We start from the raw sequence: 13,678 nt of genomic DNA, 5'->3' as shown, positions 1-13,678 counted from the left end.
CAGCCGGTGTTCCAACACCGTCGTTGTCTGCTGCAGTCGCCTATTACGATTCCTACCGATCAGCTGTTTTGCCAGCAAACTTGATTCAAGCACAACGGGATTACTTCGGCGCTCATACTTATGAACGTGTGGATAAGCCAGCCGGCGAAATGTTCCACTATTCTTGGTATGATGAAGCTTAACGAGATAAATTTACGGTTTCCTAACATATTACAAAAATTTGTATTATTAAAAATTAGATGGTCTCTAAATCATTAAGACAGTAAGGCCAAAATATCACATAAACCAAAAATTGATACTGGGTTAAAATAAAGAAAATTTTTAATGTAGCTAGATTTCAGCGTATTAACATTAGGATATTAGATTAATGAAAGGACAAAGGTATGAATGTTAATTGGGTAATTATTGGAACAGGCGTTATAGCAAATGAGATGGCGACGGCTCTCCAAAAAAATAATCATAAAATTTATGGCGTGTTTAGTAGAAATATTGACAAAACAGCAAAATTTGCTAATAAGTACGGTATTAATAATGAATTTACTAATTTATTAGATGTGTTTTCTGATGATAATGTGGATACAGTGTATATTGCTACGCCTCATAATACACATTTTGATATTGCTCGCCAAGCAATAGAACATGGCAAACATGTGTTAATGGAAAAGGCAATCGTGCTGAACAAACAAAATTTAGATTGCCTTGAACAACTTGCAGAAAAATACAATGTTGTCTTGTTAGAAGCGATGACGCTGGTTCATATGCCATTACTTAAAAAAATAAAATCAATGATTGATAATAGAGTGTTGGGTAATATTAAACATATCAATGTAACACTGGGAAGTGTAAAACCTTACGATCCTAAAAATCGATTTTTCAATCCTGATTTAGGTGGTGGTGCTCTACTCGATATGGGTGTTTATGGTGTCTCAGGCGCACGTTATTTCATGTCCGATCAACCAGATAATGTTCAATCTTTTGTTGATTATTCGCCTACCGGTGTAGATGAACAATCAGTGACTATTATTCATAATCGATTGGGAGAAACGGCAACTGTTTCAATTAGTTTACAAGCTAAACAACCTAAAGAATTGACGATTTCGGGAACAAAAGGCTATATTAGAATTTCAGAGTATCCTCGAGCTCAAAAAGCTATTTGGTATCATGACAAAACTGGTGAAATTGAAACAATTACCGATGGCAAAACGGAAGATGCGCTATTTTACGAAATTGAAGACTTCGAAAAAATGTTAACTAACAGGGAAATTAGTAAAGAATATACAGATATTACGGAAAATGTTTTCAGTATTTTTGAAGACATAAAACATTCTTGGATCCAACAAAAATAATGATAATAGTTTAGACTTAAGACGGAATGTTATATAAAATTCTCTATTTTGTAAAATAAGGGAGAAAACTAGTTATTTATTGTACAATTTTTGAATATAAAAGTAGAATTTATATAAAAACCTTATTATGATTACAACGATTTATTCATAATAAGGTTTTTATTTTTTCGATAATTAAGTAAAAATGTGCAACATTTTCAAAAGTTTTTCGCATTAATAATCTAAGGAAAAAGCAGACCTTATATAAAAATAAGATCTGCTTTTTCACTTTTATTAATGCGAATTATGTTGGCTCAATGTAATTCACTCAACCTATTAATCAATCATGTCACTATTTAAACTTACGATTCAAGAATAGCAAGAAACTAGTAGTTAATCCAAGGATTAGAGCACTTAAACTCAAGCTTTTTGTAACATCAACTTGTGTTCCAGTATGTGGCAAATTGCCAACTGTTTCTTTATTTAAGGCAGGAGTTTGGCCTGCTTTATTAAAAGTCACATTGACTGTTGGACTTTGTGGTGTTTGACTGTCAGGAGTCGTTGGTTCAACAGGATTTAAAGGAACGTCATTCTTTGTATAAGTAACGGTAAACTCTAAATCATTTGAGTCCCCCTTAACTGTCTGCTTATCAATTTGTTCTTTATCTGGTGTATAGCCTTTAATCTTTGGACTGTTAACTACATCAAATGTTTGATCAGCAGACCATTCACCATAAGTCTTTTCACCAGTGACGGCATCAGTTGAGACTGTTCTTGTAAATGTTACTGGCGTGGCTTTATAATCATCAAATGCCTTTGTCCCATCTTGATAAACATAATGAACGGTTTCATTAACCGTCTTACTCTCCGTTGTAACGGTTGGATCATTCTTTGTATAAGTAACGGTAAACTCTAAGTCATTTGAGTCCCCCTTAACTGTCTGCTTATCAATCTGTTCTTTATTTGGTGTATAGCCTTTAATCTTTGGACTGTTAACTACATCAAATGTTTGATCAGCAGACCATTCACCATAAGTCTTTTCACCAGTGACGGCATCAGTTGAGACTGTTCTTGTAAATGTTACTGGCGTGGCTTTATAATCATCAGATGCCTTTGTCCCATCTTGATAAACATAATGAACGGTTTCATTAACCGTCTTACTCTCCGTTGTAACGGTTGGATCATTCTTTGTATAAGTAACGGTAAACTCTAAGTCATTTGAGTCCCCCTTAACTGTCTGCTTATCAATCTGTTCTTTATTTGGTGTATAGCCTTTAATCTTTGGACTGTTAACTACATCAAATGTTTGATCAGCAGACCATTCACCATAAGTCTTTTCACCAGTGACGGCATCAGTTGAGACTGTTCTTGTAAATGTTACTGGCGTGGCTTTATAATTATCAGATGCCTTTGTCCCATCCTGATAAACATAATGAACGGTTTCATTAACTGTCTTACTCTCCGTTGTTTCAGTTATTTTGTGTGACAAATGAACTTCATAGTGTTGGGTATCATCAGTATATGTGACACCGTCTTTTGGATAATTATCTTTTACAAGTTCATAACCTTGATTTTCATAATTTTGAATGGTTTCAGCAGTACTATAATCTGCTTTGTCACCGGTATTTCCCGATAAATTCTTTGTTGAAAGAACTTGATTGTCAGTATCATCGATATACTTCACATCGGCATTTCCTTGATTACGAGTGTAAACATAAGTTACCGCCTGATCATTAGCAGTATATTGCCCTGACACAGGAGAACCAGTAACTTCTTTGAAAGAATATCCTGGAATATCTTTTTGAGTTGTATTGTAGTCAGTACCCAAATCACCATTAGTTGTTGATGAATCAGAAATAATATTACCAGATTCGTCAACATATTTAGCAGTAACTGTTCCTTGTGCTACAGTATAGGTGAACTCAACATTTCTTAACTGCTGTAAATTCATAAATGAGCCAGTAGAAGCAGATATCGAAAATGACATCGCCTTATTAGTTCCAACTAAATCGGCAACATTGTATGACCATGTCTGATTACCATAGGTGACAGTCATAACTTTTGTACTACCATTATAATTCATAGTGAATGGAACAAAATTATTGTTTGTTGGCTGAGGAATGGCTTGGGATCCCTCACTGATAGTTTGTGCCTGACCAGTCAAACCATTTACAAAAGCTCCATAGGATTGACCGTTAGAATATTGTGATGGATCTGCTGTAAAATCATTACTACTCCATCCATTATAATATGTGTCCAATTTGAAACCAAATGCACCGGGAACACCACCAATACCCGCAGCGCCACCGGTAGATCCAACCACATCTGTGTCACCGGGGTGGAATAGAATACCGATACCATCCGCACCACCTTGAGATTTACTTTTATCGCCAAGATTTAAGAGACCGGAGAAACTAAAATCTTGAGACATATCAATCTTGTTTTTCAAAGTTACATTTCCAGCCTGAGACCCTTGATTTGGTGTTAAAGTTTGAGTGTAGGTAGAGGTATTATATGTGAAATTGGCAGCCGATCCATTTCTTTGAAAGTAATTCAAAAAGTTAGTAGGTTCAACAGTGACGGTCCTTGAGCTAGCAGCAAATACCTTAATTGGCTCTAACAAACCAACATTTTCGGCTACATATGTTCCTCCCGAAAGTAATAAAACAGATCCTGCCAAGTAGACAAACGATTTTATTTTCATAATTTTTCTCCTAAATTAAGAATAATTGACATAGTACTTACATATAAATGTATTGTATCACTTATTTACAAGATGTCCTATGTTTCCGATATATCGGAAATAAAGTAAACCATTAGTAAAACAAGATTAAATCTAATCAAATAATGTGATTAAAGTATATCGAACATTGTAACCGTAATTACTTGATAATCGCCATCCAAATAATTTTAATTAATTGATTGAACGTTAAGACTTTAGACCAATTCAAGTTAACATAACACGTCTTACCCAAATTAGCCGTTATATCAACTGTTCTCGCCCGTTGTGAAGTACCCCTTGTGAATTTTGATCCCACTGCCCTGTTCCGACAGTTCACAAAGTCTGTGTTAAGCGTTTTTCACAATCTATACCAGTTATGAATGTTGTCTTTTTTCTTTAGCTGTGTATGTTTTCATGTACATATCAAGCATTGTTTTTTGTTCAGAATCTAGCACTGTTTCTAACTTATCCAACATATTGATGATTAGATCATCTTGGGTATCAAAATTTAAAGTATTCTGTAATGCGTTAATTCTATTGACGGTGTGGCGTTGTATGCGAATAGTGCTGTATGTTTTGTTTTTTCTTGGTCTACCGATTTTAGGGTTTGGTGTTGTATTATAAGGCTTTGGCGTATTATCAAGAGTTGCAGTAGTTGAAAAAGTTTTTTTAGGTTCTGATATGTGTGTTTCTTCTACCTTTTTAAAAGCTTTTTTACGGTTGAGATCCTTATTGAATTCTAGTTTTGCCATAATTAATTTTGGTGTGTCCTTTCTATAATTTCATCTGTTAAATCAGAATAAATACGGTGAACTTTAATATCATGAAAATCATTTTGCGCTGTCATCTGTTGTTCGGAGATCCCTTGACGATCATATCGCTTTAATCTTTCCATATGTTTTATGATGACATTAAAAAGTGTTTCTTCACCAAATATTGTCTTTGCGTCATCTATGATTTGGTTATCTAATCCAACATTGTTTTTTAGTAATACTGGTAGAATACCGGCAATGTCAAAATCAACATCTTTGTATGTGTTGTAGAAAGTTTGTAGATATTCCCAGAATGCTTCTGCTCCGTCTAAAGAACGTTGTTGTGTCTGTAAAACAATGATGACATAATCAGATGAATATAGAGCTGTGTCAGTATAAATTGATAATGTTGGTGGTACATCAAATATAATGTAGTCGAAACCATCTTCAATTTTAGAAAGTTGATCTTGAAAAAAACTAATTCTTTTCTTTTTATAATCTGGTTCGTTTGGTAAGAATTTAAGTTCTAGAAACTCAGGATAATTAACGAAATCTTTGTGTGAAGGTAAAAGATATAAATTGTCCATTATTTCAACTAACGAATTTTTTATAGTATTTTCTTGAAGAGCAACCATCATTGTTTTTTCAATTGGTAATTCTATACCGTTTTGAAGTCCGTATGTTCTACGTAATAATTGTGTCGAATTTGCTTGTGGATCTAGGTCACATACTAAAGTCTTATATCCTTTTTTTGCTAATTCGTATGCTACCATTACTGAATTGGTAGTCTTACCAACTCCACCTTTAAAGTTTCCAAATAACATTTTTGTAGTCATAAATATTTATCTCCTCAATAAATTAAGTCATTTTTAAAAACATTACTATTATACTATCTGACTATTTTACTATAATACTATTTTACTATAATACTATTTTACTACATAAAATAAAGGTAGTAAACGCCTATTAATCAATATTTAAAGTTTTATTTAACAGTATTATACTATTGTACTATATTACTATTTCACTATAATACTATCTTACTACAAAAATTAGACAAAAAATTACTACAAATTAAAAAGTGGCTGTTGACAATAAATTTCAAAACATTTAATATCAACGGTATAGATTTAAAGATTATTTTTAATTACCAAAAATAAATTTTTGCATAAAGAAAAGCCACCAAGAACTCCAATTCTTGATAGCTACATACATCTTATTTGTTTGATCAGTGTAGTTCTATTATACAACATAACCTTTGTGTTGTAAATGTGGGTGATTTCAAAAAGAGTGAAGCCAAACACTTTAAGGGGTATGGTTGATATGACAGGTAGGGGGTAGTTGTTTTTCTTGCAACTCGGTAGATCCAAATTGCTGTATCAGGTGTACGAAAAAATAGACAAGTGCCATTTTCCCAGACACTACTGTACAAAAATATTTGGGTGCTACACAAACAAGCCATACTGGGCGTGTAGTAGGGTGAGAGCGACCATTAACGGCTCGGCAGGTAAAACGGTGTTTAAGGACACAGAGCTTGTAATTAAGCTGTATCGCGACAAAGAGAATAAATATAGTAATACAGCGCCAATAAGGGCGTTTTTTTATTGGTTCAATGACTAAGTAATTGATTAAAGCAAGTGGGTAAAACCAAAGCTTGTATGGATAAGGTGACGGACGACTGAACGATCGGTCAAGTGTTTGTTGGATTAAAGTTTTTTTCTTCCTAAAAACAAGGGAAAAACTATCTTCGGCTCAAAACTTCCCTCACTCTCAATCAAGCATTTGTGACTTGCTTGTGTCAACAATTTCTTTTAGTTTTCTCTATTGATTTATATTTAAAGACAATAAAAATGCCACAATCATAATAATAACCACGGGCGAGCTTAACTGTTGTGGTGGCGGTTGGCTGTCGCGCGGTTTCTGTGTTTGGTGGCAGAAATGGATTTATTTAGGGTATGTGTTTAATTGATGTGAGAGTTTATTGTTTGTTTGTCAATAATAGTAAACAATAGTAAAATATATTTATAGATAGTAAATTATAGTAAATTTTATTGATTTAAGTATTTTGAAAGGTTTGGTTGAGATGGTTAATAATCCATATAATCCCGCATTTGGTGCTGTACCAACGTATTATGTGACTAATAGTTGGATCAGTGATAAATTTTTATCAGGATTAGATAATTTAACGGATAAATGGCGCGAAACGATTGTTACTGGGATTCGTGGTTCAGGAAAAACAACCGTTATTTCGGATATTATTGGGAAATCTTCAACACGTGATGATGTTGTTGTTATTTCTGTTAACGCAGGGACAAGTGAATTATTACCTGAGATTGTCGCTGGTATGCAAAGAAAGTTACCGCGATTACCTAAACTTAAAACACTTGGCGTTAAGTTACCAGCTATATTTGATTTTGGTTTTGAAATACCTACAAAATCAGCTTCATTTAGATATGATATTGAAGATATGTTAACGTTTGCTCAGACACAAGGTGTCACGGTTGTAATTGCCATTGATGAGGTTCAAAAACATTCTGAAGCTTTACGTGACTATGTGGCTGCTTATCAACAATGGAAAATGCAAAAACTGCCTGTCGCAACAATTTTGGCTGGGTTACCTAGTGCAATTAATGACATGTTAAATGATGATGTGCTCACATTTTTTAAGCGTGCTAATCAAATTAAGCTTGCCGCCTTGAATGAGCAAGATATTTTAACCAACTATGCACAAGTGTTTGGCGATCGAGTCCCTTTTAATTTAATTAATGAAATGGCTGAAGGGGCAGCTAACTATGCTTTTATGTTCCAATTAATTGGCTTCAATGTTTGGTTAATGAACAAAACAGCATATACTAAGAACGATATTGATAGTGCGTTGGAAGTCTCTAAACGAGGACTCTTTAAAGCAGTGTATGAACCAATGATGACTGATCTATCTCAAAATGATCAACGTGTCATTAAAGCCTCGTTAGCTGCCATGGATGGGAATGTGATTGTTTATTCTAAATTAAGAGAGCTGACCGGTATGAATGAAAATAGCATTTCTACTTATCGTTTACGTTTAATAAATGCCGAAATTCTAACTGTTGCTGGTCGTGGGCTACTTAAATATAAGCAGCCTTATTTTAAAGAATTTTTGGAAGCCTATTATACCGAAATTTGATTTAAATATGGGGGAGTATGTTATAATTAAACCAATTATTTTTATCGCATGACCCACCAGGGCACAGCTCTGCTGTGACCAAGGACAAAGACCGACAGGTCGTGGCCTGTTGGTGGGTCAAAGCGCTTAATCGCAAGGTTAACGTGCTAAAGATGAGAAAAATCGCGTAGCCCCCAAATTACTAATAGGGGGGGTAAATTAACCGAAAGACAACTAGTCAAACCCCCAAGTTCGTATGGGGGTTAAGGGATACAGGAATTTTGTATCAATGTGCAAAATTACCTAGCATGTCCTATAATATGTTTTCAAAAATGAGACAATATAATAAAAAAATCATTTAAATCGGCATAGATCAACTATTATAATGAATATAAGTAGCCACTTTTTATGACTATGAATTTCTTTATTACTGTTTTATCTACACTAATATTGTGAATTTTTAGTTGTATATTGTTGCAATGTTCGGGATCTGTTATTAAAATCGTTTTTTCGCTAAGATATAGATTCCTTTTAAGCCTCTCAGTTAGTAAATAGTTATATATTGTGGTGACATAAAAAGCGTCTTAGCCTATATTCGATACAATAAACCAGGACGATTAGGCTACCTTTTAAAACGGACAAGTCTGTCCTCCACGTGATTTGGCATAATCTATTCAGACTTTAAATTGCATTTTTTTATAATCAGGAATCAGTGTTTATAGTCATTTTTAGTGAGGAAGTGTTGGCATGAAAGATTTATTGCAACAACCGATTATCTTTACTGGTAAACTTAACAGTTTGACACGACTACAAGCCCAACAATTGGCAGCGATGTTAGGGGCGTTTCCTCAAACTAACATGAATCAAAAAATAAAGTATGTGATTGCTGGTCAAATAGAGCAGTCCATGTTCAAAATATTAACCACCAAAAAAATTAAGTATGCTGAGACGCACAGCGTTGAAATTTTGAATGAAAGCGAATTTTTAAAGTGGTGTATTTGGCGCTTACAACAGAAAAATTATTTTTAATCACGTGTGATTTACATTAACAGCAGCTTGTCGTTTTTACTTTTGAACAGAAAGGCTGTTTTTTAAGCACTTTAGTGATTAATGGTTTCTGGTTAACGATTTGAGGTTATTTTTAATATTTTGTCAATAAACTATGAAAAGTTATGATGCCTTAAAACGGATTCTAAAGGGATTTAGATGGATTTGTTCAAAAATCTATTTTTGAAAATAATAATACTGGGTTATTCTGATTGAAATAGTTGACATCAGTCCGGATAGAAATTACCTTTTTGATGTTTTTTTTTAATGGCGAGTTTTTAACGACCACGAATTTTTTTATATTCTGCGTAGGCTTTACCTAAATAAGTGTTTGGACTCATTTCAATAGGGACATCAAATTGTTGAAACTGGGTCTCATTAATGGGATTAAGGCTATATTTGACAAAACCACTTTGTAAATTAACAACTTCCGGAATATATTCAAGTTGACGATATTGTAGTGTGTTTAAAAATCCTAGTAGATGTTCCATATTAGCTCATTATGCTTTCAAATTAACGTTCTCTCGTTTAAGCGCTAAATCGTTCACTTTTTGTTTTAGATCACCATATTCTAGTGTGGCATTAGCTGCGTTTAGAGCAATATTTTCAACAAAAAAATTGTAACGCAAAACGCTAAATTTCACTGCGATTAAATTTAGACGAAATGACCTCTGGTTGACGAAGACTAATCACTTTCGGTTGTTTTTGATGAATAGCAGTATCAATGTTTAAATCTTGCAACATGTGATTAATCAATTGTAATTATTCATTGACTGATGTCGGTATTTCTGTGGGTGAAACATTGCGATAAACTTTTTGTAAATAATTTTTTCGCTTAAGTAATCTTTTTGTCTGTAAGAGCTTGAGTTGACTGATTTTGAAATGTAACGCGGTTACCATAGCAAAAATCAAAAATTTGACAAAATGTGCAATGGTCAGTGGTCTTTCTGATTTCTAAAATCGAAGCGTAATCTCAAATAAAACAAAAATTACATCAGCAATGATCAAAAATAGTCTAAGTGATGAAAAAATTTCAGTTACGATCTAACCAATTTTTCGAACTTGTTTCTGTGACTGAAGGAGATTAAAAAATAAAATAACGATCAAAAAGGTTGCCCTGAGTCATTTGATTATTGGTGTTCATAATTTTTATCGTGTCACGCTCATATTGAAAAAATTGTTGGCATGACTTGGGATGATATCAATCACTCATTGACACAGTTTGATTTTGATTTAATCTATTAAGAATATAGTATAAGTATGGTCAAGTACACGACCATACTCTTCCAAATTAATTTCATATTCTCTCTTAAACCAGACAAACTCCCTTGTCTGGTTTTTCTCTGTTGCTAGTTTATTTAATATATGTGTTTTTGTGGTAATAAATCACCAATTAGGCAGGCTTTTTTCGAAGAAAAGCTTAAATTTAATGGAGTCAAGTTTCACAAAGTCCAAAAGGCCTGCTGACGGAATTGTGAGAACTAGACCAATTTGTTTCAGTAGAATTCACAAAATTAAATCACATAAAAAGCGCCTCAACCTAATATTCTTAATAGGGGTGCTGTTAACGTTTCATAAGCTGCATTATGTAGTTATCAAAATAAACATAGATAATTACAATCAAAAATTATTATTTGATAGAATTAATAAAGTAAGATATTGAATTTAATAGCTTAGACACATTAACCATTGGCTACAGTAAATCGCTTTTGATTGTATTGGTTATTTTTAACTTCTTCAATGACCTTAAATGCCATTGTGCCAGACGTAGTCTCTGATACATTTTGATTATTCACTAATAGTACATCATCACCAACTAAAATATTTTCTGATTTTGAACCAGCAATAAAGTTACTGCCAGGTGATACACCAAACCAATTAACATTTTTAACCCGGCGCAGGAATTCAAGTTCGTATAATTGATTTTCAGGAATAGCACGCCACGGTTTTGTGCTATCATCTGTGGCAATTAGATCATAGGTAAGTTTTGTATTTGATTCATCAGTGTATAGACTGCCTGCCCCTAGGATGAAGCCAACACGCTTGCTGCTATTACGTAGTAAAGCAATTAAATGTGCAGCAAGATCAATTTGTAAGTAAGCTTTTTCAGGTGCGGTTGCAAACGCATCAATAATTACATCAACGTCTTCTAAATCGCTTGATGTGATTTCAAACGCATCTTTGTTCAAAATGGTAATATCTTTAAATTCGTTGTTTAAAGTATTGAGCTTATCTAGATTGCGCCCATTTGCAACAACCGATAATCCATTTGAAACGGCTTCAGCGACTAATGATTGTCCTGTCATTCCAGTAGCGCCAATAATCAATAATTTCATCATTACTATCCTATCCTTGTATATTGAGTATCTTAATCATAGTCAATTTACTTACTATTTACAAGTTATAATCCTTAACCAAAGTCAATTTGATCTAAAATTGTTTCCCGACTAGCTTGATCTAAACCAAGATAAGTGAGCGTCATGGCCTCACTTGAGTGATTCAATAAGTGCATCACTAAACCAATATTGTAATTTGATTGTGTATACACGCGATAAGCGCCAGTTTTACGCATGGTATGCGTTCCTAGATAGTTGATTCCCAAAAGATCACCAACGCGTGCCATCACTTTATAAAACTGTTTCTCGGTGATATGACGATCTGCATGTGCTGTTGAGGGAAATAACCAGTCAGAATTGATATTTTCTTGGACCAGCCAATCATGATAGTGAATCAAATCTTGTTTAACGGGTTTTAAATATAATGTATTCGCTTTACCGGTCTTTTTATCATGAATAAACGCTGTATTTTTAATAGATCCATCTGTATTGTAGACATCTGATTTTTTTAAGGTCATCACGTCACTCACACGTAGTAATGTGGCTTTGCCAACTTGAAAGATGGTGTAGTTCCGGCGACCAGCCCGAAAACTATCTAGTAAAGTGTCTTGTACCATTTTTAAAACATTTGAGTTTTTGATTGGTAGTACGATTTGTTGCACCATATACGTTAAATATCCTTAACTAATTAATCGTTTAAGTACGAGATTATGATTTTTTTTATAAAATCAATGTAATCTAGAAAATCCTGCTTAAAGATATATTCATTAGCCATATGGCTTGAATCGTTTCCTGGACCAATTTGGGCAATATCCATTCGACTATTTTCAGAGATAAATGTTGCGGCATCAGTTGTACCAGCTACAGTTCTCAAAGTGATTTGCTGTTTAAAGAACTCTGGTCCATATAGCGACACCAATTTAATGATTGAAGAGTCTTTACTGGTCACTACAGGATCTAATTGTCGTAGAACATTGAGTTCTAAATTCATATCTGCAACCTTATTCAATGCAATAATAATATCTTCTAAGTCATTAATTATTTGCTCTGCATTAACACTAGTGGTTGTTCTGACTTTTGTTGTTAATTTCGCATACGCAGGGACTGAATTAATTTGTTCACCACCGGAAATAATAGAGTTTACAGGAATAATTTTACCCAGCACACTATCATCTATTTGAGCCATGTTACCAAAATATTTTTTTTGTTGATTCATGTACTCCTGTAGATTATCAATTGCATTTATACCAAGCTCTGGCATCGAACTATGGGCCGATTTTCCTTTAGAGATAACTTCATAGTCTAACACACCATTTTGTGCAAAGATTGCGAATTGAGTACTTTCACCCAATTTGGGATTAGACAGTCGAGACGGTTCAGCAACAATTAGTGCTTCGATATCTGATATTAGGTGATGACCTAATAAGCTAGCAGATCCTAATTGGCCCTTTTCTTCACCACCCGTGGCTAGAATTCTAATTTTTCCACCTAAATCTACCTTCTCATCCTTAAGTTCGATTAAGGCAATGATTAAAGCAACCAATCCTCCTTTCATATCCGAGGTACCACGTCCAAATAATTTTTCTTCCATCTCGGTCAGTACAAACGGATCGCTTTGCCAATCTGACAATGGCCCGACATTCACTGTATCCATATGTCCAGTTAGACCTAGTATACGATCACCCTCTCCTATCGAAAATATCAGGTTAGATCTTCCTTTGGCAAATGGTATTTCTGTTGATTCAATGTTGTGATACTTCAGAATTTGTTTAAAATATTCAGCTAGTTCTTGTTCATTTTGGCCGTCTGTTTTTATAGAGATAGATTTTTCTAGTATAGAAATACGTTCGACACTGTTCATGTTTAAAACCTCCTAATTTTAAGTCCTATTATATCACTTTACAAGAAAATAGCCCCTATTATCTAATCGGTAGATAATAGGGGCTGTTTTGTAAGGGATTATTTTTAAAAGAGACCCTTTTTTGAGCAACCAATAGATTTGAAGATAAATCCTAAATTGTATTTTAGCGTTGTCATGCTTGGTTTTGAAGATGACCCTCCGTAAGTAAACCGTGCAGAATTATCTCCTTCATTAGCTGTTCCACCGCTGGTCAACTTACCATCTTTATTAGCTAAGTTGATCAAAATTGCTTAAATACACCTTCCTTAATTTTTAAAAATTAAGGGAGGTGTCATTATGAAAAAAGTCTTTACAAAATTTGGTGATGTGATAAGATAATATAGTTGTCTCAAGGGGCAATAAGTAGCACATTGAAAACTGAACAAAACTTTGAACAAACGAATCTGTGGCTGTTACTTAGGTAACAAAAACAAATTTGCGAAGTCAATTCGTA

At 33.9% G+C, this 13,678-nt stretch carries 10 protein-coding genes and 1 pseudogene; 4 read left to right on the top strand and 7 right to left on the bottom strand.

What is annotated here, in order from left to right; all coding sequences use genetic code 11:
* Both FF105_RS11190 and FF105_RS11185 read left to right on the top strand, forming a co-directional pair.
* Positions 1-182: pseudogene (locus FF105_RS11190) on the top strand (NADP-dependent phosphogluconate dehydrogenase); the annotation flags it as partial.
* A 201-nt stretch (positions 183-383) separates the two neighbouring features.
* Entirely contained in the window at positions 384-1,346 is a 963-nt protein-coding gene (locus FF105_RS11185; RefSeq protein WP_290046894.1) for a Gfo/Idh/MocA family protein, read from the top strand.
* 331 nt (positions 1,347-1,677) lie between these two features.
* Here the strand turns inward: FF105_RS11185 and FF105_RS11180 are convergent, their stop codons facing one another.
* The 3 genes from FF105_RS11180 to FF105_RS11170 form a co-directional block, all read right to left on the bottom strand.
* Complete coding sequence (locus tag FF105_RS11180; RefSeq protein ID WP_290046893.1) at positions 1,678-4,029, bottom strand: mucin-binding protein; 2,352 nt, start codon at positions 4,027-4,029, stop codon at positions 1,678-1,680.
* Between the two features lie 392 nt (positions 4,030-4,421).
* The gene (locus FF105_RS11175; protein ID WP_290046892.1) at positions 4,422-4,799 is read right to left on the bottom strand and encodes a Replication-associated protein RepC; all 378 of its coding nucleotides are present in this window, start codon (positions 4,797-4,799) and stop codon (positions 4,422-4,424) included.
* A gap of 2 nt (positions 4,800-4,801) precedes the next feature.
* Entirely contained in the window at positions 4,802-5,635 is an 834-nt protein-coding gene (locus FF105_RS11170; protein ID WP_290046891.1) for a ParA family protein, read from the bottom strand.
* A 1,247-nt stretch (positions 5,636-6,882) separates the two neighbouring features.
* Between FF105_RS11170 and FF105_RS11165 the strand changes: the two genes are divergently transcribed.
* Complete coding sequence (locus FF105_RS11165; protein ID WP_290046890.1) at positions 6,883-7,962, top strand: ATP-binding protein; 1,080 nt, start codon at positions 6,883-6,885, stop codon at positions 7,960-7,962.
* A gap of 726 nt (positions 7,963-8,688) precedes the next feature.
* On the top strand, positions 8,689-8,970 hold the full coding sequence (locus FF105_RS11160) for a BRCT domain-containing protein (protein WP_290046889.1): 282 nt from the start codon (positions 8,689-8,691) through the stop codon (positions 8,968-8,970).
* Positions 8,971-9,266: 296 nt separating this feature from the next.
* Here the strand turns inward: FF105_RS11160 and FF105_RS11155 are convergent, their stop codons facing one another.
* The 4 genes from FF105_RS11155 to FF105_RS11140 all read right to left on the bottom strand — a co-directional run bounded on the left by FF105_RS11155 (position 9,267) and on the right by FF105_RS11140 (position 13,185).
* A complete protein-coding gene (locus tag FF105_RS11155; RefSeq protein WP_290046887.1) occupies positions 9,267-9,479 on the bottom strand; it encodes a hypothetical protein in 213 nt (70 codons plus the stop codon).
* 1,191 nt (positions 9,480-10,670) lie between these two features.
* Positions 10,671-11,327 carry an NAD(P)-dependent oxidoreductase gene (locus FF105_RS11150; protein WP_290046885.1) on the bottom strand — a complete coding sequence of 219 codons (657 nt, stop codon included), beginning with the start codon at positions 11,325-11,327 and terminating at the stop codon, positions 10,671-10,673.
* 71 nt (positions 11,328-11,398) lie between these two features.
* Positions 11,399-11,989 carry a site-specific integrase gene (locus FF105_RS11145; RefSeq protein ID WP_290046884.1) on the bottom strand — a complete coding sequence of 197 codons (591 nt, stop codon included), beginning with the start codon at positions 11,987-11,989 and terminating at the stop codon, positions 11,399-11,401.
* A 23-nt stretch (positions 11,990-12,012) separates the two neighbouring features.
* Positions 12,013-13,185, bottom strand: a complete 1,173-nt coding sequence (locus FF105_RS11140) for an ArgE/DapE family deacylase (RefSeq protein WP_290046883.1) — start codon at positions 13,183-13,185, stop codon at positions 12,013-12,015.
* Positions 13,186-13,678: the final 493 nt, after the last annotated feature.

This window comes from Leuconostoc sp. UCMA20149, from assembly GCF_030400235.1.
Classification (GTDB): domain Bacteria; phylum Bacillota; class Bacilli; order Lactobacillales; family Lactobacillaceae; genus Leuconostoc; species Leuconostoc pseudomesenteroides.
Note: the sequence above shows the minus strand (reverse complement) of the source record. Positions and strands in the feature narration are given on the sequence as shown.